The 21,761-nt window shown below is 63.8% G+C and carries 22 protein-coding genes; 11 read left to right on the forward strand and 11 right to left on the reverse strand.

What is annotated here, in order from left to right:
- Nucleotides 1–52 precede the first annotated feature (52 nt).
- From purL to DPM33_RS16690, 5 genes are all read left to right on the forward strand, one after another.
- Complete coding sequence (purL, locus tag DPM33_RS16670) at nt 53–2,284, forward strand: phosphoribosylformylglycinamidine synthase subunit PurL (RefSeq protein WP_112098543.1); 2,232 nt, start codon at nt 53–55, stop codon at nt 2,282–2,284.
- The gene (locus tag DPM33_RS16675; protein WP_112098544.1) at nt 2,281–2,805 is read left to right on the forward strand and encodes a hypothetical protein; all 525 of its coding nucleotides are present in this window, start codon (nt 2,281–2,283) and stop codon (nt 2,803–2,805) included. Before purL ends, DPM33_RS16675 begins: the two co-directional genes overlap by 4 nt.
- A gap of 79 nt (nt 2,806–2,884) precedes the next feature.
- Entirely contained in the window at nt 2,885–3,118 is a 234-nt protein-coding gene (locus DPM33_RS16680; protein ID WP_112098545.1) for a BolA/IbaG family iron-sulfur metabolism protein, read from the forward strand.
- Between the two features lie 152 nt (nt 3,119–3,270).
- Nucleotides 3,271–3,606: a Grx4 family monothiol glutaredoxin gene (gene grxD / locus DPM33_RS16685; RefSeq protein ID WP_059185116.1), complete on the forward strand. Its 336-nt coding sequence runs from the start codon at nt 3,271–3,273 to the stop codon at nt 3,604–3,606.
- Nucleotides 3,607–3,752: 146 nt separating this feature from the next.
- Complete coding sequence (locus DPM33_RS16690; protein ID WP_112098546.1) at nt 3,753–5,021, forward strand: multidrug effflux MFS transporter; 1,269 nt, start codon at nt 3,753–3,755, stop codon at nt 5,019–5,021.
- A 30-nt stretch (nt 5,022–5,051) separates the two neighbouring features.
- Here DPM33_RS16690 and DPM33_RS16695 read toward each other — a convergent pair whose 3' ends face one another.
- The 4 genes from DPM33_RS16695 to rpsD form a co-directional block, all read right to left on the reverse strand.
- A complete protein-coding gene (locus DPM33_RS16695) occupies nt 5,052–5,459 on the reverse strand; it encodes an energy transducer TonB (RefSeq protein ID WP_112098547.1) in 408 nt (135 codons plus the stop codon).
- 67 nt (nt 5,460–5,526) lie between these two features.
- A complete protein-coding gene (locus DPM33_RS16700; protein ID WP_112098548.1) occupies nt 5,527–6,354 on the reverse strand; it encodes an inositol monophosphatase family protein in 828 nt (275 codons plus the stop codon).
- Nucleotides 6,344–7,228 (reverse strand): tRNA 2-thiocytidine(32) synthetase TtcA, encoded by an 885-nt coding sequence (gene ttcA, locus DPM33_RS16705; protein WP_208648419.1) that lies wholly within the window; start codon nt 7,226–7,228, stop codon nt 6,344–6,346. The genes DPM33_RS16700 and ttcA overlap by 11 nt, the downstream gene beginning before the upstream one ends.
- Before the next feature lie 112 nt (nt 7,229–7,340).
- On the reverse strand, nt 7,341–7,958 hold the full coding sequence (gene rpsD, locus DPM33_RS16710) for a 30S ribosomal protein S4 (RefSeq protein ID WP_112098550.1): 618 nt from the start codon (nt 7,956–7,958) through the stop codon (nt 7,341–7,343).
- A gap of 370 nt (nt 7,959–8,328) precedes the next feature.
- On the opposite strand from rpsD, the gene DPM33_RS16715 reads away from it, so the two are divergent.
- On the forward strand, nt 8,329–8,532 hold the full coding sequence (locus DPM33_RS16715) for a hypothetical protein (RefSeq protein ID WP_112098551.1): 204 nt from the start codon (nt 8,329–8,331) through the stop codon (nt 8,530–8,532).
- Nucleotides 8,533–8,600: 68 nt separating this feature from the next.
- On the opposite strand, the gene DPM33_RS16720 is transcribed toward DPM33_RS16715, so the two are convergent.
- Nucleotides 8,601–8,783 (reverse strand): DUF3008 family protein, encoded by a 183-nt coding sequence (locus tag DPM33_RS16720; protein ID WP_112098552.1) that lies wholly within the window; start codon nt 8,781–8,783, stop codon nt 8,601–8,603.
- Nucleotides 8,784–9,009: 226 nt separating this feature from the next.
- On the opposite strand from DPM33_RS16720, the gene DPM33_RS16725 reads away from it, so the two are divergent.
- Nucleotides 9,010–10,401, forward strand: coding sequence for an RNB domain-containing ribonuclease (locus tag DPM33_RS16725; protein ID WP_112098553.1), 1,392 nt, complete (start codon nt 9,010–9,012; stop codon nt 10,399–10,401).
- 3 nt (nt 10,402–10,404) lie between these two features.
- Here the strand turns inward: DPM33_RS16725 and murI are convergent, their stop codons facing one another.
- The 4 genes from murI to DPM33_RS16745 all read right to left on the reverse strand — a co-directional run bounded on the left by murI (nt 10,405) and on the right by DPM33_RS16745 (nt 13,520).
- The gene (gene murI / locus DPM33_RS16730; RefSeq protein ID WP_112098660.1) at nt 10,405–11,205 is read right to left on the reverse strand and encodes a glutamate racemase; all 801 of its coding nucleotides are present in this window, start codon (nt 11,203–11,205) and stop codon (nt 10,405–10,407) included.
- A 164-nt stretch (nt 11,206–11,369) separates the two neighbouring features.
- The gene (locus DPM33_RS16735; RefSeq protein WP_112098554.1) at nt 11,370–11,981 is read right to left on the reverse strand and encodes a hypothetical protein; all 612 of its coding nucleotides are present in this window, start codon (nt 11,979–11,981) and stop codon (nt 11,370–11,372) included.
- 81 nt (nt 11,982–12,062) lie between these two features.
- Entirely contained in the window at nt 12,063–12,911 is an 849-nt protein-coding gene (locus tag DPM33_RS16740; RefSeq protein WP_112098555.1) for an RNA methyltransferase, read from the reverse strand.
- A gap of 156 nt (nt 12,912–13,067) precedes the next feature.
- Complete coding sequence (locus DPM33_RS16745) at nt 13,068–13,520, reverse strand: hypothetical protein (protein ID WP_112098556.1); 453 nt, start codon at nt 13,518–13,520, stop codon at nt 13,068–13,070.
- Nucleotides 13,521–13,746: 226 nt separating this feature from the next.
- Between DPM33_RS16745 and DPM33_RS16750 the strand changes: the two genes are divergently transcribed.
- From DPM33_RS16750 to DPM33_RS16760, 3 genes are all read left to right on the forward strand, one after another.
- Entirely contained in the window at nt 13,747–14,958 is a 1,212-nt protein-coding gene (locus tag DPM33_RS16750) for an NADP-dependent isocitrate dehydrogenase (protein WP_112098557.1), read from the forward strand.
- A gap of 170 nt (nt 14,959–15,128) precedes the next feature.
- Nucleotides 15,129–15,743, forward strand: coding sequence for a glutathione S-transferase family protein (locus DPM33_RS16755; RefSeq protein WP_112098558.1), 615 nt, complete (start codon nt 15,129–15,131; stop codon nt 15,741–15,743).
- Complete coding sequence (locus DPM33_RS16760; protein WP_112098559.1) at nt 15,736–16,317, forward strand: demethoxyubiquinone hydroxylase family protein; 582 nt, start codon at nt 15,736–15,738, stop codon at nt 16,315–16,317. Before DPM33_RS16755 ends, DPM33_RS16760 begins: the two co-directional genes overlap by 8 nt.
- A 9-nt stretch (nt 16,318–16,326) precedes the next feature.
- Here the strand turns inward: DPM33_RS16760 and alaS are convergent, their stop codons facing one another.
- Together alaS and recA are read right to left on the reverse strand one after the other, a co-directional pair.
- The gene (alaS, locus tag DPM33_RS16765; protein ID WP_112098560.1) at nt 16,327–18,996 is read right to left on the reverse strand and encodes an alanine--tRNA ligase; all 2,670 of its coding nucleotides are present in this window, start codon (nt 18,994–18,996) and stop codon (nt 16,327–16,329) included.
- Nucleotides 18,997–19,440: 444 nt separating this feature from the next.
- Entirely contained in the window at nt 19,441–20,538 is a 1,098-nt protein-coding gene (gene recA, locus DPM33_RS16770; RefSeq protein WP_112098561.1) for a recombinase RecA, read from the reverse strand.
- Nucleotides 20,539–20,820: 282 nt separating this feature from the next.
- On the opposite strand from recA, the gene DPM33_RS16775 reads away from it, so the two are divergent.
- Nucleotides 20,821–21,759 carry a carbohydrate kinase family protein gene (locus tag DPM33_RS16775; RefSeq protein ID WP_112098562.1) on the forward strand — a complete coding sequence of 313 codons (939 nt, stop codon included), beginning with the start codon at nt 20,821–20,823 and terminating at the stop codon, nt 21,757–21,759.
- The last annotated feature ends 2 nt before the right edge of the window (nt 21,760–21,761 follow it).

Here is a 21,761-nt window from a genome sequence, read left to right on the forward strand (position 1 = left end):
TAAGAGGAGACTCAAGAAACTCCCCCTCTCCCACGGATATAAATCGCCGCTCATGACCATTTCCAATTCCGTGCCGATCACTCCGGAACTGATTGCCGCGCATGGGCTGAAGCCCGACGAATACCAGCGCATCCTCGATCTGGTCGGGCGCGAGCCAAGCTTCACCGAGCTCGGCATCTTCTCGGCGATGTGGAACGAGCACTGCTCCTACAAGTCTTCCAAGAAATGGCTGCGCACGCTGCCGACCAGCGGCCCGCAGGTCATCCAGGGCCCTGGCGAGAATGCTGGCGTGGTCGACATCGGCGACGGCGACTGCGTGGTCTTCAAGATGGAAAGCCACAACCACCCCTCCTACATCGAACCCTATCAGGGCGCCGCGACAGGCGTCGGCGGCATCCTGCGCGACGTCTTCACCATGGGTGCCAGACCGGTTGCGGCGATGAACGCGCTGCGCTTCGGCGCGCCGGACCATCCCAAGACCCGGCATCTCGTCGCCGGCGTGGTTTCCGGCGTCGGCGGCTACGGCAATTCCTTCGGCGTGCCGACGGTCGGCGGCGAGGTCAATTTCGACGCCCGCTACAACGGCAACATCCTGGTCAACGCGTTTGCGGCGGGCCTCGCCAAGACCAACGCCATCTTCCTGTCGCAGGCCAAGGGCGTCGGCCTGCCGGTCGTCTATCTCGGCGCCAAGACCGGGCGCGACGGGGTCGGCGGCGCCACCATGGCCTCGGCCGAATTCGACGACAAGATCGAGGAAAAGCGCCCGACCGTGCAGGTCGGCGACCCCTTTACCGAAAAATGCCTGCTGGAGGCCTGCCTCGAATTGATGGCCTCGGGCGCCGTCATCGCCATCCAGGACATGGGCGCAGCCGGCCTCACTTGCTCGGCGGTCGAGATGGGCGCCAAGGGCGACCTCGGCATCGAGCTCGACCTCGACAAGGTGCCGGTGCGCGAGGAGCGCATGAGCGCCTACGAGATGATGCTGTCGGAAAGCCAGGAGCGCATGCTGATGGTGCTGCGCCCCGAGAAGGAAGAGGAAGCCGAGGCGATCTTCCGCAAATGGGGCCTCGACTTCGCCATCGTCGGCAAGACCACCGACGATTTGCGTTTCCGCGTCATCCATCAGGGTGACGAAGTCGCCAACCTGCCGATCAAGGAACTGGGCGACCAGGCGCCGGAATATGACCGCCCTTGGGTCGAGGCGAAGAAGTCCGCGCCGCTCGCGGCGAACGATGCGCCGAAAGCCGATGTCGCGGATGCACTGCTGAAAATGCTCGGCGGGCCGGACCTCTCGTCGCGCCGCTGGGTGTGGGAGCAGTATGACACGCTGATCCAGGGCAATTCGCTGCAGCTTCCCGGCGGCGATGCTGGCGTCGTGCGCGTCGAAGGCCACCCGACCAAGGCGTTGGCTTTCTCCTCCGACGTCACGCCTCGCTATTGCGAGGCCGATCCTTACGAAGGCGGCAAGCAGGCCGTCGCCGAGTGCTGGCGCAACCTGACCGCCACCGGCGCGCTGCCGCTCGCCGCCACCGACAACCTCAATTTCGGCAATCCCGAACGGCCCGAGATCATGGGCCAGTTCGTCGGCGCGGTGAAAGGCATCGGCGATGCCTGCCGCGCGCTCGGCTTCCCGATCGTCTCCGGCAACGTCTCGCTCTACAACGAAACCAATGGCCGCGGCATCCTGCCGACGCCGACCATCGGCGGCGTCGGCCTGATTGCCGACTGGTCGAAGATGGCGCGCATCGGCTTTGCCGCCGAGGGCCAGATGATCGTGCTCGTCGGCGCGCCACCGAGCTGGGGCACCCATCTCGGCCAATCTGTCTATATGCGTGACATCCATGGCCGCGCCGATGGCCCGCCGCCACCGGTCGATCTCGCGCATGAGAAGCGCGTTGGCGACCATGTGCGGTCGCTGATAGCGTCCGGCATCGTGACCGCCGCCCATGACGTCTCCGACGGCGGGCTGGCCGTAGCGCTCGCCGAAATGGCGATGGCCTCGGGCATCGGCGCCACCATTCCCGGACTCACCGGCACCGACCCGATCCCGGTCTGGTTCGGCGAGGACCAGGGCCGCTATCTGCTGACGCTGTCGATCGACCCGCAAAGCAGCGAATGGGACAAGATCCGCGAGGAGCAGGGCAAGCTCGGCATCTTCGCGCCCTGGATCGGCACGACCGGCGGCAGCGACCTGAAGCTCGGCGAGGCGCGCGCGATTGCGGTCAGCGAATTGACAGCGGCGCACGAGGGCTGGTTCCCGCGCTTCATGGATCAGGCCAGTTGACCCGGTTGGCCTCGAAGGCGCTGATCGCAGTCGTCTTCTGGCCGTCCCTGTTCTTCTTCTGGTTTCTCGGACCGTTCGTGCTCTTCCTGCTGTCGACGACCTCGAGTGAGGTCTGTCCACTGCTGGAAACTCGCGCCGAGTTCCTAGCCGCGGCCAACGGCACGCTGCCGATGCTCGTCGTGCAGAACCTGATCTACGCGGTTCCGATCGTCTGCCTGGTGCTATGGAACAGGCTTTCACCGGAGCCCTCGCGGGCACGTCATATCGCGACCTGCATCAAGCTCTTTATGGTCGGTGCCGTGATCGGAGCGGTCTGGGAATATGGCTCGTCCTTAATCTGTGGCGGCTATGGTCAAGCCTTCTTCTCAACCGCGTGGCAGATGACGAGTTATCTTCCCATCGTCATCCTGCTGATCAATATCCCGCTCTACGTGTGGGTCTTCAGCCTCGGCCGCGCCTATTCGACGCGCGATGGCATCACCGAGGACGGCGTGGTTCACTCCAGGCAGGATAACCCTTAGGCTTCAATCCGGGCTGGAAAGGCTTTACGCTGACCCGAGTCACGCGATACCGCCTGCCTCCTTGAAATAGGATTTTGCCATGGCAATGGATGCCCACGACATCGAAAAACTGATCAAGGAAGGCATTCCTGACGCCAAGGTGACGATCCGCGATCTGGCCGGCGACGGCGACCATTACGCGGCCGAGGTCGTCGCGGAGAGTTTTCGGGGCAAAAGCCGTGTCCAGCAGCACCAGATGGTCTACAACGCCTTGAAGGGCAACATGGGCGGCGTGCTGCACGCGCTTGCGCTGCAGACCAGCATTCCCGACTGAGCGCTGTCGCCACTTAAGGCTTGGCCCAAAATCGCGTTATCCCTTGCGCCATTGGAGCAGCGTCGCGGCTAACGTCTTGTTTCAGCCACCCTATGGGTTTATTTGAAGGGCATGTTTCGAGCCTGACTCCCACAGGCGTGAAAGGATCGTCCATGACCGGCATCAACGACTACATCGACAATGAAGTGAAGAGCAACGACGTCGTGCTGTTCATGAAGGGCACGCCCGGCTTCCCGCAATGCGGCTTCTCCGGCCAGGTGGTGCAGATCCTCGATTATATCGGGGCTGACTACAAAGGCGTGAACGTGCTCGACTCGGCCGAACTGCGCCAGGGCATCAAGGATTATTCCAACTGGCCGACGATCCCGCAGCTCTATGTGAAGGGCGAATTCGTCGGCGGTTGCGACATCGTGCGCGAAATGTTCCAGGCCGGCGAGTTGCAGGACTTCCTGGTCGAAAAGGGCGTCAGCGTCAAAGGCGCCGCCTGATTGAACAGGCCTGCCGGTGCCTTCGCCGGCGGATGACGTTCCGGGGCAGCCCCCACCCCGGCATTGTGGTTCTCGGAGATCGGGAACGGGACGAATTGATGCGCCGGTAGCCCGGCGCATATTCGTTTGAAAGATCGGATTTCGCGGTGGACAAGCAGGCAGTAGCGCAGCAATCGGCAACACGGTTGCCCATTCCGCGCTGGGAATTCATTGCGCTCTGCGCCGCGCTCATGGCGCTCAACTCTCTGGCCATCGACATCATGCTGCCGGCGCTGCAGCAGATCGGCGCCTCGCTCGGCGTCGAAAGCGAAAACCACCGCCAGTATGTCATCACCGCCTACATGCTCGGTTTCGGCGGCGGCCAGCTTTTGTTCGGGCCGATCTCGGACCGCTACGGCCGCCGCGCGCCGCTGGTCTTAGGTCTTGTCGTCTATGTCGTGGCTGCCGGTGCCGCCGCGGTAGCACCCAGCTTTGCTCTCTTGCTGACCTGGCGCTTCATCCAGGGCGTCGGCGCCGCCGCGACCCGCGTCATCGCCGTCTCGATCGTCCGCGACACGTTCGAAGGACGCCGCATGGCCGAAGTGATGTCTCTGATCTTCATGGTGTTCATGGCGATCCCGGTCATCGCGCCCGGCATCGGCCAGTTCGTGATGCTGTTCGCCAGCTGGCACTGGATCTTCGTGACCATGGCAGTCGGAGCGCTGGTTGTCTCGACATGGGCGCTGATGCGCCTGCCGGAAACGCTGCATCCGGAATATCGTCGGCCGCTGACGGTGAGCTCGGTTGTCGGCGGTTTCCGCATCGTTCTGACCAATCGGCTGACGCTTTGCTACGCGTTTGCCAGCACCTTCATCTTCGCGGCCATGTTCGGCTTCATCAGCTCGGCCCAGCAGATCTACATCAACATCTTCCATGTCGGCGAGCTGTTCCCGCTGATCTTTGCCGGCGTCGCCGGCGTGCTCGCCTTTTCCAACTTCCTGAACTCGCGGCTGGTCGGGCAGATCGGCATGCGCCGCCTGTCGCAAGGCGCGCTATTGATCTTCCTGTGCATCAGCCTTGCCTGGCTGGTCGTCTCGCTCGAAATTCAAATGCCGCTCTGGCTGTTCGTGACCTTCTTCGCCAGCGCGATGCTGCCCTTCGGTGGGCTCGGCGCGAACTTCAACGCGCTTGCGATGGAGCCGCTCGGCGAGCTCGCCGGCACGGCTGCATCCATCCTCGGCTTCATGCAGACTTTCCTCGGCGCGCTCATCGGCGCTGCTATCGGGCAAGCTTACAATGGTACGGTCACGCCCTTGGCCGCCGGCTTCTGCAGCGTCTCGGTCGCGGCGTTGCTGATGATCCTCATTGCCGAGCGCGGCAAGATGTTCCAGCCGCAGAATGCCCCCGTTTCGGGACACATTACCGATCTACATTAACAGCGTAAGGCGGCTATTCGACGAGCGCGGTCAGGATTTGCGTTCCTGCGTCGCCCTGAAGAGCGGGCAAAGGGGGCGCCCCGCAATCGCACTACCCATGCCTTTTGTGAAAGGCACGGGCAGTTCCCTGTTAAGGGCCTCGATCACCGAAGCAACGAAAGCCCTGTTCAAACTGCTATCCGGCCCCAGTTTGGAGAAGGTGGCGCGCGGCTTGCCAATAAGCGTTCCGTCGCGGCGAAGCGAGAAGCATAAAGTCAACGTCAGGTCGGCCGTGCCCGGCGGCGGCTGCCAGCAGGCGTAGATGGCCTGCGCCATCTCGGCGATGGAGTTGACCGGATCGCGGCTGCCGCAGGCGCGCACCTGGGCCTGGGCTTTGCCGCAACCCGCGCTGGCGATCAAGGCGAAAGCAAAAGCGGCCATCGCGTATCGGAAATTCATTGGCATCCCCCGCTCCGTGCGGGGTCATAGCGGCTTGGCCGCCCCCAGCCCCGCAACCGAACCGATCCTAATCGGCCCAGAGCTCGCGGCGCAACTCGTCCCAGCTTTGCTTGTCCGGCGCGACCAGCAGCCCGCCATCGAGATGCGACGGCAGATAGCCGCTGCCATCGATGCGCGCGGCATGGCCGCCAGCTTCCTGATGGATCAGCGCGCCCGCCAGATGATCCCAGGGCATCAGCTTGTTGTAGAGGACGAAATGGGCATGGCCGCTGGCCAAAAGCCGGTATTCGTGCGCGGCGCAGCGATAGGCAAATTGCGACAGCGTCTTGGTCTGGTTACGGGCGAGCCGCGAGCGTTCGGGCTCTTCGACAAACTGCCAGGAAACGGAGCCGGTCATCTGCGACATCGGCACCGGCGCCGCGACCCGGACCTTCTCCAGCGCGCCATGCACGTGGCGGATATGGCTGCCGGCGCCCTTGGCGCCGATCAGCCAGTCCTTGCCGACCGGATCGTGGATGATGCCCGCGACGGTCTCGCCGTTGACCACGACGCCGGCCATGACGCCGAACAGCGGCACGCCGGAGGCAAAGTTGAAAGTGCCGTCGACCGGATCGATGACGAAGGCAAGCTTGGCATCGCCGAGGCCGCCAAGCAGCGCCGGATTGTCGGAGCAGGCCTCCTCGCCGATCACCATGGCGTCGGGATAGCGCTCGCGCAGCCGGGCGGTGATCAGCCTCTCGGCATTCACGTCCGCTTCGGTCACGAGGTCGGCGGCGGAGGTCTTCTGGCGGACGTCGCCCTCGCCCAGCCGGCGGAAGCGCGGCATGATTTCGGCCCTGGCGGCGTCGGCAAGAAGCTCGGCCAGCCAGTCGATCGAACGGTCGTCAAATTTCATCGGGAATGTCTCGTCCTTGGTTCGCGTCGAGCCCCGCGAAGTCGAACAGCTTCCTGTCCAGGAGATGCGAGGGCCGCACATTGGTCATGGCGCGGATCATCGTGTCCTTGCGCCCCGGCATGCGCTTCTCGATATCGTCGAGCATCGCCTTCATGGCGTTGCGCTGCAGCCCTTCCTGGCTGCCGCACAGGTCGCAGGGAATGATCGGGAATTTCATCGCGTTGGCAAATTTTTCGAGATCGGCCTCGGCGCTATAGGCGAGCGGCCGCAGCACCATGACGTCGCCTTCGTCGTTGAGCAGCTTCGGCGGCATGGCGGCAAGACGCCCGCCATGGAACAGGTTCATGAAGAAGGTTTCGAGAATGTCCTCGCGGTGGTGGCCGAGCACCAGCGCGGAGCATCCCTCCTCCCGCGCGATGCGGTAGAGATGGCCGCGCCGCAGCCGCGAGCAGAGCGAGCAATAGGTGCTGCCCTCGGGCAATTTGTCGGTTACCACCGAATAGGTGTCCTGGTATTCGATGCGGTGAGCGATGCCGTTGGCATTGAGATAGTCGGGCAGGATGTGTTTCGGGAAATTCGGCTGGCCCTGGTCGAGATTGCAGGCGAGCAGCTCGACCGGCAGCAGCCCGCGCCATTTGAGATCGAGCAGCAGCGCCAGCAGGCCGTAGGAATCCTTGCCGCCCGAGAGCGCGACCAGCCAGCGATCGCCGGGCTTCACCATGGCGAAATCCTCGATCGCCTGGCGCGTCAGCCTCAGCAGCCGCTTGCGCAGCTTGTTGAACTCGACCGAGGACGGCACGTCGCGAAACAGCGGATGGAAGCCGCCCTCGGCGTCATCGTCGATCGGCTCGAGCGTTTTGACATCTGGCAGCATGTTCATGGCGCCGGCCCCATGGTTTTCCTGGCGCCCGAATTACCGGACATGGCGACCAAAGAAAAGGCCGCCTCGAAAGGCGGCCCTGGATGTTGCTGCTGATTGATACCGATCAGCGCGAGTAGAATTCGACCACCAGGTTCGGTTCCATCTGCACGGCGAACGGAACGTCCGACAGGCCGGGAACGCGGGCGAAGGTCGCAACCATCTTGTTGTGGTCGGCTTCGATATAGTCCGGCACGTCGCGCTCGGCGAGAGCAACCGATTCCAGCACGATGACGAGCTGCTTCGACTTCTCGCGCACCTCGACGACGTCGCCCGGCTTGCAACGGTACGAGCCGATGTTGACGCGCTTGCCGTTGACGTTGACATGGCCGTGGTTGACGAACTGACGGGCGGCGAAGATGGTCGGCACGAACTTGGCGCGATAGACGACCGCGTCGAGACGCGACTCGAGCAGGCCGATCAGGTTCTCGGAGGTGTCGCCCTTGCGGCGGTCGGCCTCTTCATAGACCTTGCGGAACTGCTTTTCCGAAACGTCGCCATAGTGACCCTTCAGCTTCTGCTTGGCGCGCAGCTGCAGGCCGAAGTCGGAAAGCTTGCCCTTGCGGCGCTGGCCGTGCTGGCCGGGGCCGTACTCACGCTTGTTGACCGGGGACTTCGGGCGGCCCCAGATGTTTTCGCCAAGACGGCGGTCGATCTTGTATTTCGCGGATTCGCGCTTGCTCATCGCATTCCCTTTCAAAACAACATACCCGGAACCCCATGGCTCCGGGCGAAGGAAACGCGCCCTCCTCTGGCCTCCGTTTTCGAGACCTGACAGGGTTTTCCACGCAGAGCGACGGAAAACCCACGGGACACGTCAAAAGAAACCACCGGGCGTCGCCACCCGGTGTTGGGGGCCTGTTAAACACAGATTTAACCGCTGTCAAGCTTGTGGCTGGCGGCGCCAAGGGCAAACCTATACCATTCCTGCGTTGCATGTTGCGCTGGATGTGGCGGAAAGTTGTATGCCGGCGGCATCGGGGCGGATGCGGCATCTTCGGATGCAAACGCCCTGCACACGATGAAGGGACTGGAGCAGAGGAGTGCGAATTCCCATGAAGAAATTCTTCCTTACCCTGACCGGAGCCGCCGTCCTGGCCGGATCGATGGCGGTCATGACGCCGGAACCGGCCATGGCCAGGCACTGGCACGGCCACAAGCAGATCTGCCGCGTCGTGGTGAAGAAAAGAGTCGTCTGGCGCCACGGCCACCGCCACGTCGTCCGCTACAAGACGAAGCACTGCTGGTGGCGCCGCTAATTGGTCTTTGAGCCTATGAAGATTAGGCCCATGGACAAGACCACGGGCTTTTTCGTCCAATCCGCAATTTAAGACTTCTTCGCCGGCAGGCTCTTGCGCTTGGTCTCGGCAAATTCCTCCAGCTGCTTCTCGCTCATCGAATCGTACATCTCGCGAGAAGCGCCTTTGAGCTCGCTCTTCTTAGTCTCGCCTCGTTTGGCGGAAAGTGCTGCGCCTGCGGCCTTTTGCTGGGCTTGCGAGGTGGCGGGCATGGCGGTTTCTCCTTTGCTGGGAGAGCAATTCCAGGAAAAGTGTGAAGCGGTTTTCCGTCCGGAATTGCGTCAATTTAGATAGAGCAGTAACGCCGCGCTTCGGCGCCGGTTCCGGCGACGGCGGGTAAGCTTATCGGCCCTATCGGTATCGGCCGTCGGACGGCCCGCTTTGGCGAATCTGGTTGGCAGCCTTCCCGTGTCCGGAACGCCAGTGTAGGACGGTTGCATGAAATCGCTGACCGATCCCTCACAAGCGCTTGCTGCCGGCCTCGCGAAAATCCGCACCGAATTCCACGTGCCGGATGGATTTCCCCCTGATGTGGCGGCCACGGCGGAGGCGGCGGCCAAGCGCGCGCCTAGCCAGCATGCCGATCGCACGGCGATGCCTTTCGTCACCCTCGATCCCGCGAGTTCGACCGATCTCGACCAGGCATTCTCGATCGAGGCGAGCGGCGGCGATCTTCTCTTGCATTATGCCATTGCCGACGTGGCCTGGTTCGTCGAGGACGGGGATGCTATCGATCTCGAAGCCTGGAACCGGGGCCAGACGCTTTATCTGCCGGACGGCAAGGCCGGGCTCTACCCGCCGGTGCTTGCCGAGGCCGCGGCGAGCCTGTTGCCCGATGGGCCGCGTCCCTCAGTCATCTTCACGGTTCGAGTCGCCGGGGACGGCGCGGTCAAGCTGGACGGCGCGGAGCGGGCCATCATCCAAAGCCGCGCGAAGCTTGCCTATGACAGCGTGCAACCCTCCGACGTTCCGGCCGGCTTCGCCGAATTGGCGCGGCGCATGGCGGCAAACGAAGAGCGCCGCGGCGCTTCGCGCGTCGACCCGCCCGAGCAGGAGGTGGAAGAGCTCGTCGATGGCACGTTCCGGCTTTCGTTCAGGCCGCTGCTGCAATCCGAGCAGGACAATGCAGCGCTTTCGCTGGCCGCCAACATGGCGATTGCCGACACCATGCTGGCGCACAAGACCGGGCTGTTCCGGGTGATGTCCGGGCCGGACGCATCCAAGGTGCAGCGACTGCGCAACGCGGCACAGGCGCTCGGCCTGTCCTGGCCGGCCTCCACCGGTCTGCGCGACTATCAGCGCACGCTCGATCCGTCCGATCCGAAACAGGCCGCACTGATGCTGGAAATCCGCCGTGCGGGCAACGGCGCGTCCTACCAGCCCTATGTGGAGGGCGTCGTTCCCTGGCATGAGGCGATGGCCGCCACCTATGCCCACGCCACCGCGCCGCTCAGGCGGCTCGCCGACCGCTACGTCGTGCGTTGCACGTTGGCAATCGCCAACGGCCAGCCCGTGCCGCAGGCCGTCACCGACGCGTTCGCGAATTTGCCCAAGGTGATGGGACGCTCGGATGCCCGCGCTTCGCAGATCAACCACGCGGCCATCGACCTTGCCGAGGCGGTGATGCTGAAGGGACACGAAGGTGAGGCGTTCAAGGCCGTCGTCACCGATATCGTCGATCATGGCGTGCGGGTGCAGCTTGCCGACATGCCTATCGTCGCCAACGTCAAGGCTTCCGGCCTCAGGCAGGGCGACGCTCTCGACCTGAAGCTGGTCTCGGCCGATCCGGATCAGCGCAGCATCGTCTTCGAACCCGCCGCGTCCGCTTGAGCGCTAAGGTGCGCTAAGGCCAAAGCCCTGGATCAGCCGCCTGGTGGCGAAATCCACCTTGCCTGAGGTGAAGACGGCGAGATCGGGTTCGCCTTCGCCCGACGTCTCGCCGACAGGCTCGAGCAGCGACATGGCGCGCCGCGCGATCGCCTCGGCCGGATCGATCCAGTCGACCGGCCAGGGCGCCGTCTTGCGCATGCGGTTGGCGAGAAACGGGTAATGCGTGCAGGCAAGCACGACGATGTCGGTGCGATTGCCGTCGCGCTCGATGAAGCAGGGCGCGATTTCGGAGCGCACGGCTTCCTCGTCGACGAACCCCTGGCGCATATAGATCTCGGCGAGCCCCGCCAGCCGGTCGCTGCCGACCAGACGCACATGGCATTTCTGCGCCCATTTGCTGATCAGGTCGCGCGTGTACTGACGCTTCACCGTGCCCGGCGTCGCCAGCACGGAGACGAGGCCGGACCGTGTGCGTTCGGCGGCCGGCTTGATCGCCGGCACGGTGCCGACGAAGGGATGGTCGGGAAATTTTTCGCGCAGCGCGTCGATCACCAGAGTCGATGCCGTGTTGCAGGCAATCACCGAGATCGCCGGCCGCAGCCGGTCGAGCAGCTTGCCGAACAGCGTAAGGATGTGGTCCTTGAGCGCCGGCTCCTCCCAGGCGCCGTAAGGAAATGCCGCGTCGTCGGCGACATAGACGAAGCGGCGATCGGGCATCAGAACGCGCGCCTCGCGCAGCACGGTCAGCCCGCCAACGCCGGAATCGAACATCAGGATCGGGCTTTGGCTTGATCGATCGCTCATCGTCATCCGGTCATTCGAGACGGCCGGTCCGTGATTGGACCGACGGCGCTTCTATCGCGAATGATCGTGGTCTTGAAGAGGCGAATGCGAGCAGCTTTTGCGCAGCCGCCGGAGCATGATGCCGAAAAGCGTGAAGCGGGTTTCGGACATGCTCCAAATCTCGCTCATACGCCGCGCTTGCCGAAGCCGGCCGGGCGCGGCCTGCCGAAAGGCTGCGGCGCCGGCGGAACGCGAGCGGCCGAAGCAGCCGGAGCGGCGGCGCGTGAAGAAGTGGCCGGCGCGGTGGCGCGTCCAGTGCGTGTCGATGCCGGAAGCGGACCGTCGAACTCGAAGACATCCGTCAATTCATCGATGTTGCTGCCGGCGACGGGCTTTGCCCACAGGATCGTGCACCAAAGGCCGAATATCGAAAGCCCGAGCAGATTCAGCCCGCCGGGAATGCTCTCGGGATCGCCGAATTTGACGACCAGCAGCACGCCCGCCTGCAGCAGCGCGTAGACGGCCGAAAGGGCGATATAGGCCCACAGGATCCAGCGGCGCCCATTGGCGTCGCGGGTGCGGCACGCGGCGAGATTGCCGCGCAGCGCGACAAAGATGAGCGAAGCGATGAGGACCGCGCCCGCCATGCCCTGACGCGACGGACCAGGTGCTGAATTGAGCAGTCCCTCGAAGCCGATCGTGCTGACGATGCAGACAACGATCACCACGGTTTCGGCCACAGCAAGGCCGAGAGAGTAAAGGAAAAAGCGCAGTCGACCAATATTGGACGTAAACATGTGCCACCCTCACTATTGCAGCAAGGATGACACACGACCGAATAAAAATCGGTTACTTCAAATGCTCACAGCTTACCGATTTTAACTCTCTTCGTCTTTGACACGACTGCGCGCGGCGGCCGGCAATCGTCTCGGATCGTCGCCCGGCGAGCCGTCGCCGCGTGGCATGGCCGGCGAGAATCGGTCGAGCGACGAGATGATGCCGCGCAGCACCTTGAGTTCGGGCTCGGCGAAGCCGGCGCGTGTCAGCACGGCGCGCAGATTGTCGACCATCTTCGGCTTCTTTTCTTCAGGCCGGAAATAGCCCCGCGCTTCCAGCGCGCCTTCCAGATAGGCGAACAGGCTGTGCAATTGTTCCTTGGTCGCCGGCGCCAGTTCCGGCCCGGAGAAATTGGTTTGGGTCTCCTCGGCAAGGCCCGACTTCATCCACTCATAGGACATCAAAAGCACGGCCTGCGCGATGTTGAGGGAGGAGAAACCGGGATCGACGGGGAAGGTGACGATCTCATCGGCGAGCCCGACCTCGTCATTATAGAGGCCGAAGCGCTCGCGGCCGAACAGGATGCCGGTGCGCAGCCCGGCCTCGGCGCGCGCCCTGAGCGCCCTGCCTGCTTCTACCGGCCCGCGCACCGGCTTGAAGCCGTCGCGCTCGCGCGCAGTCGTGGCGAAGACGAAGTTGAGATCGGAAACCGCGGAGGCCAGGTCGTCGAAGACTTTCGTGGCGTCTATGACATGGTCGGCGCGGCTCGCGGCCGCGCGCGCCTTCTCGCTCGGCCAGCCGTCGCGCGGATTGACCAGCCTGAGCTCGGACAAGCCGAAATTCGCCATGGCGCGCGCGACCATGCCGATATTCTCGCCGAGCTGCGGCTCGACCAGGATGATCGCAGGTCCTGAGGAAGCGGGTTTGGCTGTATCTTCGATGGCTGGCATGGCTGTGGGTAACCGGAGTTTGCGGCGTTTCGGCGTCCCCTGCCACATCCGGCCCGGAAAATGAAGCATTCCCAACAGCGGGTAGTGCATCAGCTTGAAATCTGCAAACTGTTCGGCGCTTCACGAGATCGCACGCGGGACCACGCGGGACTATGTTCAACCAAGCCAATGATGTGCCAGCCACGCGAAGAATAAGCCGGCTATGACTGCGTGGATTAGGCCGAATGAGCCGTGGTCGGGAGGATGGTACGCCACGCGTCGCGGCCGAATGTATAGCTGCTGCCACGAGGCGATCAGCATTTTCTCCAACTCACGGCGCCCTTCCTCCCTTGCCCGTTTTGAATCGAGGCGCTCCTGAGCGTAAAGCTGTCTCGCATGTTCAGTGGCCGAAAATGAGTTTTCGGCCAGCCACCCTTTGAACTTGCCGGGTCTGATGAGAACTTTGGCCCGGGTGAAGTCGCGTCGGTGGAGTCTCTCCGCCTTAGCCGCTTCGAAATCCGCATGCCACTCTTCCCAAGTCGCCGGCATGTCATCGGCGCCCGGAAGCTGGCGGATACGAGGATAGTCCTTGGCAGTATATACTGGGATAGCCCTGACTTCGCAGGTCATTGCAAGTCTTCCCCCCTTCTCCCAACATGAGGATGCAGGGCTTAGTGTCCAGATGGCGCTGCCCAGTCTTGCCGAGCCGCACCGTCCCGCTCCAAGCCAAGGATAGCGCCAAGGTGCGGATCGCGGTTTGCGCGCTGAAAAAGCCTTTGATATACGCTCCCGCATCCCCGGCCGAAACCATGCGGGCGAGGCCGTTCAGATCCCCCAGCAACGAGGCATTCTTTCCATGGCGAAGATCAAGGTGGCGAACCCGGTCGTCGAACTCGACGGCGACGAGATGACCCGCATCATCTGGCAGTTCATCAAGGACAAGCTGATCCACCCCTATCTCGACCTGAAGCTCGAATATTACGACCTCGGCATCGAGCACCGCGACGCCACCAACGACCAGGTGACGATCGACTCGGCCAACGCCATCAAGAAATGGGGCGTCGGCGTGAAATGCGCGACGATCACCCCCGACGAGCAGCGCGTCGAGGAATTCAAGCTGAAGAAGATGTGGAAGTCGCCCAACGGCACCATCCGCAACATCCTCGGCGGCACCATCTTCCGCGAGCCGATCATCATGAAGAACGTGCCGCGCCTGGTGCCGGGCTGGACCAAGCCGATCATCGTCGGCCGTCACGCCTTCGGCGACCAGTACCGCGCCACCGACTTCCGCTTCCCCGGCAAGGGCAAGCTGACGATCAAGTTCGTCGGCGAAGACGGCCAGGTGATCGAGCACGACGTGTTCGACGCGCCCTCCTCCGGCGTCGCCATGGCCATGTACAATCTGGATGAATCGATCCGCGAGTTCGCCCGCGCCTCGCTGAACTACGGCCTGCTGCGCAACTATCCGGTCTATCTGTCGACCAAGAACACCATCCTCAAGGCCTATGACGGCCGCTTCAAGGACATCTTCCAGGAAGTCTACGAGAAGGAGTTCGAGGCCGAGTTCAAGGCAAGGAAGCTCTGGTACGAGCACCGCCTGATCGACGACATGGTCGCGTCCAGCCTGAAATGGTCGGGCGGCTATGTCTGGGCCTGCAAGAACTATGACGGCGACGTGCAGTCCGACACGGTGGCGCAAGGCTTCGGCTCGCTCGGCCTGATGACCTCGGTGCTGATGACGCCGGACGGCAAGACGGTGGAAGCGGAAGCCGCGCACGGCACCGTGACCCGCCACTATCGCCAGCACCAGAAGGGCGAGGAAACCTCGACCAATTCGATCGCCTCGATCTTCGCCTGGACCCGCGGTCTCGCCCACCGCGCCAAGCTCGACGACAATGCCGAGCTGAAGCGCTTCGCCGAGACGTTGGAGAAGGTCTGCATCCAGACCGTCGAGTCCGGCTTCATGACCAAGGACCTGTCGCTGCTGATCGGCCCCGACCAGCCCTGGCTCTCGACCACCGGCTTCCTCGACAAGATCGACGAGAACTTGCAGAAGGCCATGGGGTGAGGAGAGGTGCGCGAAGCGCGTGAAAAGCCCCCAAATGGGCTTTTCAAGTGACGAACGCCCGGAGCCATAGCGGAGGGCCGGGCCGCGTGGCAAAGTCCCGGCATCCCGAAGGCTCCGAAAGGAGCCTTCACTTTTTGAGCACTACCACGAGCGGAAGGGAGAGCTGATCCATGGCCAAGCCAACTCTCTACGGCGCCGACTACAGCGTCTATGTGCGCATCGCGCGGATGGCGTTGCAGGAAAAGGGCGTCGACTACGAGCTCGTGCCGCTGGATATCTTCACGGCCGAGGGCATTCCGGCCTGGTATCTGGAGCTTCACCCATTCGGCCGCATCCCGGCCTTCGAGCATGACGGCTTTCGTCTGTTCGAGACCGGCGCCATCGCACGCTATGTCGACGAAGCCTTCGACGGTCCTGCGCTGCAGCCGGCCGACGCCCGCGGCCGCGCCAGGATGGGCCAGATCATCGGCATGCTCGACGCCTATGCCTACCGCGCCATGGTCTGGGACGTTGCCGTCGAGCGGCTGGAAAAGGCGCAGCCGGATGAGGCGCTGATCGCAGCCGGTTTGAGCCAGGCGGAGACGGTGCTCGAGGTGCTGACGTCGCTGAAGGCGCAAGGGCCGTGGCTGCTCGGCGATCAGCTGACGCTGGCCGACCTGCACGCCGCGCCCATCATCGCCTATTTCCTCAAGGTTGCCGAAGGGCAAGAGCTTTTTGCCCACTTTTCCGGCTTGCAGGACTGGTGGGATCGTATCGTCGAGCGGGCAAGCTTCTCCAATGGGTGAGCTTTCTCGCCGCGAAGCGTTGACCGTGGCCAGGATAGTCCGGGTCAACCACGCCGGCGAATTTGGGGCGATCAGGATCTACTCGGCGCAAATCCTCGTTGCCCGGCACGTCTGGCCGGATTGCGTGCCGTCTTTGTCGGAGATGCTGGGACATGAGCGCCAGCATTGCGACGCCTTCCGTGCCGCCATGCCGGCGCGAAATTCACGTCCATGCCGCGTGATGCAATTCTGGAGCTGGGGTGGCTGGCTGTTGGGCTTTTTCACCGCCCTGCTCGGCCCGCAAGGCATCTGGGCATGCACCGCCGCCGTCGAAGCGACTGTGCACCGCCATCTCGACGACCAGCTCAATTATCTAGCCGAGCGGGATCGCGGACTGCACGCCACCATCCTGTCGATCCGCGAGGAAGAACTGGCCCATCTCCATCACGCCGAGGAGCAGTTGCCGGCGCAAGGCCCGCTGCTGCGTCTCTTGCGCGCCACGATCGCCGTCGCCACGGGTTGCCTCATCTGGCTCTCCACCTGGGGCGACTCCGTCAGAATGGCGCGCGCCCTGAGAGCGGCAAGGCTTTCCTGACGCGCCGAACTAGGCCGCTTCGAGCGCCGCCCGCACCGCCGCGATCGCGTCATTGGCCTTCGAGGCATCCGGGCCGCCGGCCTGCGCCATGTCGGGGCGGCCGCCGCCGCCCTGCCCGCCGAGCGCGGCGGAAGCGACACGAACCAGATCGACGGCGCTGAAGCGGCCGGTCAGGTCGTCGGTGACGCCGACGACCACGCTCGCCTTGTTGTCCTCGCCGGCGCCGACAAAGACGACCACGCCGGAGCCGAGCGTCTTCTTGCCGGCATCCGCGAGCGGCTTCAGATCCTTTGGCGCCACGCCGCTCACCGCCTTGCCGAGGAAGCCGACGCCGGCGACGGTCTCGTTTGCAGCCGGGGCATCGGCAACGGCCGAGCCGCCGCCCAGCGCCAACTTCTTGCGCGCCTCGGTAAGCTCTTTTTCGAGCTTCTTGCGCTCTTCGAGCAGCGTCTCGACGCGAGCCGGCACATCGGCCGGCGCAATTTTCAAGGTCGCCGCCGCGGCCTTCAGCCGCCTGTCCTGCTCGTCGAGGTGTTTGCGCGCCGCCTCGCCGGTCAGCGCCTCGATGCGGCGCACCCCGGCTGCCACGGCGCTGTCCGACAGGATGCGCACCAGGCCGATGTCGCCCGTGGACCTCACATGCGTGCCGCCGCACAGTTCGACCGAATAAGGACGATTGGCCTTGGCGCCATGCAGGCCGGTGCCCATCGACACGACGCGCACCTCGTCGCCGTATTTTTCGCCGAATAGCGCCATCGCGCCCTCGGCGATGGCATCGTCGACCGACATCAGGCGCGTCGTGACCGGGCTGTTCTGCACGACGATCTCGTTCGCCATGCGCTCGACCTCGTCGAGATCTTCCGCCGAGATCGGCTTGTTGTGCGAGATGTCGAAGCGCAGCCGGTCCGGCGCGACCAGCGAGCCCTTCTGCGCCACATGGGTGCCCAGCACCTCGCGCAGCGCCTCGTGGATGAGGTGCGTCGCGGAGTGGTTGGCGCGCAGCTTCGAGCGGCGGGCATGGTCGACCTTCAGCTCGACGGCCGCACCGGTCTTCACCGTGCCGCTCGCCACCTTGCCGAGATGCACGAACAAGCCGTCGGCCTTCTTTTGCGTGTCGGAAACCTCGATCGAAAAACCGTCGCCGGAGATCAAGCCAGTGTCGCCCATCTGGCCGCCGGACTCGCCATAGAACGGGGTCTGGTTGACGACGATGGCGACCGCATCGCCCTGAGAGGCGCTGTCGATGGTCTTGCCATCCTTGACCAGCGCCTGGACGATGCCTTCCGCAGCTTCAGTCTCATAGCCGAGGAACTCGGTCGCGCCGGTCTTCTCGCGCACTGCGAACCACACCGTCTCGGTCGCCGCCTCGCCAGAACCCGCCCAATGCGCGCGCGCCTCGGCCTTCTGCCGCTCCATCGCATTGGTGAAGCCGGCGATGTCGACCGAAATGCTGCGCTGACGCAGCGCATCCTGGGTCAGGTCGAGCGGGAAGCCATAGGTGTCGTAGAGCTTGAAGGCCGTCTCGCCGTCCAGCATGTCGCCGGCATGCAGCGTCTCGGTCGCGTCGGAAAGCAGGCCGAGGCCGCGCACCAGCGTCTTGCGGAAGCGCGTCTCTTCGAGCTTCAGCGTTTCGGTGATCAGCGCTTCGCCGCGCACCAGTTCCGGATAGGCCTGGCCCATCTCGCGCACCAGCGCCGGCACCAGCTGCCACATCACGGGCTCCTTGGCGCCGAGCAGCTGCGCATGGCGCATGGCACGGCGCATGATGCGGCGCAGCACATAGCCTCGGCCTTCGTTGGAGGGCAGAACGCCGTCGGCCACCAGGAAGGAGGACGAGCGCAGATGATCCGCGATCACGCGGTAGGAGGCCACGTTCTCCTGGCTCGGCCCCTGGCCGAGCGCCGAGGACGCCGAGTCGATCAGATGCTTGAACAGATCGGTCTCGAAGACGCTTTCGACACCCTGCAGGATGGAGGCCATGCGCTCCAGTCCCATGCCGGTATCGATCGACGGACGCGGCAGGTCGATGCACTCCTCCTTCGTCACCTGCTCATACTGCATGAACACCAGGTTCCAGAATTCCAGGAACCGGTCGCCGTCTTCTTCCGGGCTGCCGGGCGGGCCGCCCCAGATATGCTCGCCGCGGTCGATGAAGATTTCCGAGCAGGGGCCGCACGGGCCGGTATCGCCCATCGCCCAGAAATTGTCCGAGGTCGGGATGCGGATGATGCGATCGTCGGAGAAGCCGGCGATCTTCTTCCAGTAGCCTGCAGCCTCGTCGTCGGTGTGATAGACGGTGACGAGCAGCTTGTCCTTCTTCAGGCCGAAGCCCTTGGTGATCAGATTCCAGGCAAGCTCGATCGCGCGCTCCTTGAAATAGTCGCCGAACGAGAAATTGCCGAGCATCTCGAAGAAGGTGAGATGGCGCGCGGTGTAGCCGACATTGTCCAGGTCGTTGTGCTTGCCGCCCGCGCGCACGCTCTTCTGCGCTGTCGAGGCCCGCGAATAGGGGCGCTTCTCCAGGCCGGTGAAGACGTTCTTGAACTGCACCATGCCGGCGTTGGTGAACATCAGCGTCGGATCGTTGCGCGGCACCAGCGGGCTGGAGGCGACGATCTCGTGGCCCTCCTTGCGGAAGTAGTCGAGGAATGTCGACCGGATGTCGTTCACGCCACTCATTGCATACTGCCTTTTCGCAAGAACCGCCGGCCCGGCCGGCGGCAAATGGGCTTTGGTGTTTCAGAAGATAGATTGGCCTTTTAGCGATAGCTCTTGAGCCTGTCCAGAAACACGGAGCTAAAGCAATGTCTCCCGAAAGTGGGAACCGGTTTCGGGATAAAGACGTGCGTAAAATCAAAAACCTAAAGCGCATGGAGCGAACCTGAAAGATCGCGACGCGCTTTAGGCCAATTAAACGATCCGCCGGCCGCGCGACGCTACCCTGAAACGCAAAACCGCCGGCACGAGGGCCGGCGGTTCGGGTACGCAGTACTCAAGAACTCGATTACATAAGCATATGCCGATAAACCGGCATTGTGGCCGAACTCCGGCTAAGCCGACTAATTGCTTTGCCTCAATCCCGAACAGGAAACCGCTGCGCGATCTTCCTGGAACGAGCCGGCCCTACACGGCGCCGGCTTCATCCTCAAAACCGTCGTCGCCGCCTTCGGAGCCGCCATTCTCGAGGAATTTCTCGGCGATCAATCCGGCATTCTGGCGCAGCGCCAGCTCGACCTCGCGCGCCGTGTCCGGATTGTCGCGCAGGAACAGTTTCGCATTCTCGCGGCCCTGGCCGAGGCGCTGCGAATTGTAGGAGAACCAGGCGCCCGACTTCTCGATGACGCCGGCCTTGACGCCGAGATCGATCAGCTCGCCGGTCTTCGACACGCCTTCGCCATACATGATGTCGAACTCGACCACCTTGAAGGGCGGGGCCAGCTTGTTCTTGACTACCTTGACGCGGGTCTGGTTGCCGACGACCTCGTCGCGGTCCTTGACCGAGCCGATGCGGCGGATGTCGAGGCGCACCGAGGCATAGAATTTCAGCGCGTTGCCGCCGGTGGTCGTCTCGGGCGAACCGAACATGACGCCGATCTTCATGCGGATCTGGTTGATGAAGATGACCATGGTGTTGGAGCGTGAGATCGAAGCGGTCAGCTTGCGCAGCGCCTGGCTCATCAAACGAGCCTGAAGCCCGGGCAGCGAATCGCCCATCTCACCTTCGATTTCAGCGCGCGGCGTCAGTGCGGCTACCGAATCGACGACCAGCACGTCGATCGCGCCGGAGCGCACCAGCGTGTCGCAGATCTCCAGTGCCTGCTCGCCGGTGTCGGGCTGGGAGATCAGGAGGTTTTCGAGGTCGACGCCGAGCTTGCGGGCATAGACCGGATCGAGCGCGTGCTCGGCATCGACGAACGCGCAGATGCCGCCCTTCTTCTGGGCTTCCGCAACTGTATGCAGCGCCAGCGTCGTCTTGCCCGAGCTTTCCGGCCCGTAGATCTCGATGATGCGGCCGCGCGGCAGGCCGCCGACGCCGAGCGCGATGTCGAGGCCGAGCGATCCCGTCGGCACGGTTTCGATCTCGACCACCTGCTCGTTGGCGCCGAGCCGCATGATCGAGCCCTTGCCGAAAGCACGCTCGATTTGCGACAGCGCCGCATCCAGAGCCTTTGATTTGTCCACTGCCTTATCCTCTACAAGCCGCAAAGTATTCTGAGCCATGATACATCACCCCTTGGTCGTCAATGAAGGCCGGACAATCCGTGATCCCTACGGCTTTTGTACCTTTTTTGTTCTCATTTGGCAATAGGCAGCAAATATCTGAAAAGCAATCAATATCTGGATTTGTTCTATTTTTGTCTCACTAAGCCTAGTACCCACTGGAAGCGCTGATACAAACGAGACTTCGCCGTCCGGCCGTCCCGAATCGCGACCCGATTGCGAGGCGACGCTTGGAAACCTAGTGTGCGCTGCCGACCGATCAATGAAGGTGAAACCTCCCGCATGCCGACATCCCCAACAATCCTGGCGCTCGGCGGCGCCCATATCGACCGGCGCGGCCAGGTCTCGGGCACCTATGTGCCGGCCGCCTCCAACCCCGGCATGATGCGCGAGGATGTCGGCGGCGTCGTTTTCAACGCGCTGCGCAGTGTGGTGAAGCGTGGCGTGTCCGCCTCGCTGATTTCCGTGCGCGGCGGCGACGCGGCCGCGGACACCGTGGCGGCGGCGATCGACAACGCCGGAATAGCCGACCTCTCGGTCGTCTTCCTCGACCGCACGACGCCGAGCTACACGGCGGTGATCGACGCCGAGGGCGAATTGATCGTCGGGCTGGCCGACATGGCGCTCTATGATCTCGCCTTCCCCAAGCAGATAAGGCGTTCCAAGGTGCGCGAGGCGATCACCGCCGCCGACGCGATCCTGTGCGACGCCAACCTGCCGACGGCGGCGCTGGAACGCCTGATGGCGCTGGCCGACGGCCGGCCGATCTTCGCCATCGCCGTCTCGCCGGCCAAGGTCGTTCGGCTGACGCCGCTGCTCAGGCGTCTGTCGCTGCTTTTCATGAACCGCCGCGAGGCTGCCGCGCTGGTCGGCGCCGAGCCGTCCGGCAAAACCCTTGTCGGCAAGCTCAAGCAGGCCGGCCTGAATGCCGGCGTCGTGACGGCCGGCAGCGCTCCCGTGCTCGGTTTCGACGACACCGGCATCTTCGAAATCGACCCGCCTACGCCGCGCCGGGTCGCCGACGTGACCGGCGCCGGCGACGCGCTGACCGGCGCGACGGTCGCCGCGATGCTGCGCGGCCTGCCGCTGCGCCCCGCGCTGTGCGAAGGCGTCGCGGCGGCCATGCTCGCCATCGAGAGCCCCGAGGCAGTGCCGTCCTTCACGACGGCCAACTTCACGCAGGCGCTTGCCCTTGTGCCGGAGGCACGGGAGGTGGCATAGGG

Origin of the sequence: Mesorhizobium hawassense (assembly GCF_003289945.1) — a bacterium.
In the GTDB taxonomy this organism is placed as follows: domain Bacteria; phylum Pseudomonadota; class Alphaproteobacteria; order Rhizobiales; family Rhizobiaceae; genus Mesorhizobium; species Mesorhizobium hawassense.

Excerpts from the sequence above, each read along its gene's own strand:
- purL (WP_112098543.1), top strand. The coding sequence starts at position 53 with ATGACCATTTCCAATTCCGTGCCGATCACTCCGGAACTGATTGCCGCG.
- DPM33_RS16680 (WP_112098545.1), top strand. The coding sequence starts at position 2,885 with ATGGCAATGGATGCCCACGACATCGAAAAACTGATCAAGGAAGGCATT.
- grxD (WP_059185116.1), top strand. The coding sequence starts at position 3,271 with ATGACCGGCATCAACGACTACATCGACAATGAAGTGAAGAGCAACGAC.
- DPM33_RS16695 (WP_112098547.1), bottom strand. The coding sequence starts at position 5,459 with ATGAATTTCCGATACGCGATGGCCGCTTTTGCTTTCGCCTTGATCGCC.
- DPM33_RS16700 (WP_112098548.1), bottom strand. The coding sequence starts at position 6,354 with ATGAAATTTGACGACCGTTCGATCGACTGGCTGGCCGAGCTTCTTGCC.
- ttcA (WP_208648419.1), bottom strand. The coding sequence starts at position 7,228 with ATGCTGCCAGATGTCAAAACGCTCGAGCCGATCGACGATGACGCCGAG.
- rpsD (WP_112098550.1), bottom strand. The coding sequence starts at position 7,958 with ATGAGCAAGCGCGAATCCGCGAAATACAAGATCGACCGCCGTCTTGGC.
- DPM33_RS16715 (WP_112098551.1), top strand. The coding sequence starts at position 8,329 with ATGAAGAAATTCTTCCTTACCCTGACCGGAGCCGCCGTCCTGGCCGGA.
- DPM33_RS16720 (WP_112098552.1), bottom strand. The coding sequence starts at position 8,783 with ATGCCCGCCACCTCGCAAGCCCAGCAAAAGGCCGCAGGCGCAGCACTT.
- DPM33_RS16725 (WP_112098553.1), top strand. The coding sequence starts at position 9,010 with ATGAAATCGCTGACCGATCCCTCACAAGCGCTTGCTGCCGGCCTCGCG.
- murI (WP_112098660.1), bottom strand. The coding sequence starts at position 11,205 with ATGAGCGATCGATCAAGCCAAAGCCCGATCCTGATGTTCGATTCCGGC.
- DPM33_RS16735 (WP_112098554.1), bottom strand. The coding sequence starts at position 11,981 with ATGTTTACGTCCAATATTGGTCGACTGCGCTTTTTCCTTTACTCTCTC.
- DPM33_RS16740 (WP_112098555.1), bottom strand. The coding sequence starts at position 12,911 with ATGCCAGCCATCGAAGATACAGCCAAACCCGCTTCCTCAGGACCTGCG.
- DPM33_RS16745 (WP_112098556.1), bottom strand. The coding sequence starts at position 13,520 with ATGACCTGCGAAGTCAGGGCTATCCCAGTATATACTGCCAAGGACTAT.
- DPM33_RS16750 (WP_112098557.1), top strand. The coding sequence starts at position 13,747 with ATGGCGAAGATCAAGGTGGCGAACCCGGTCGTCGAACTCGACGGCGAC.
- DPM33_RS16755 (WP_112098558.1), top strand. The coding sequence starts at position 15,129 with ATGGCCAAGCCAACTCTCTACGGCGCCGACTACAGCGTCTATGTGCGC.
- DPM33_RS16760 (WP_112098559.1), top strand. The coding sequence starts at position 15,736 with ATGGGTGAGCTTTCTCGCCGCGAAGCGTTGACCGTGGCCAGGATAGTC.
- alaS (WP_112098560.1), bottom strand. The coding sequence starts at position 18,996 with ATGAGTGGCGTGAACGACATCCGGTCGACATTCCTCGACTACTTCCGC.
- recA (WP_112098561.1), bottom strand. The coding sequence starts at position 20,538 with ATGGCTCAGAATACTTTGCGGCTTGTAGAGGATAAGGCAGTGGACAAA.
- DPM33_RS16775 (WP_112098562.1), top strand. The coding sequence starts at position 20,821 with ATGCCGACATCCCCAACAATCCTGGCGCTCGGCGGCGCCCATATCGAC.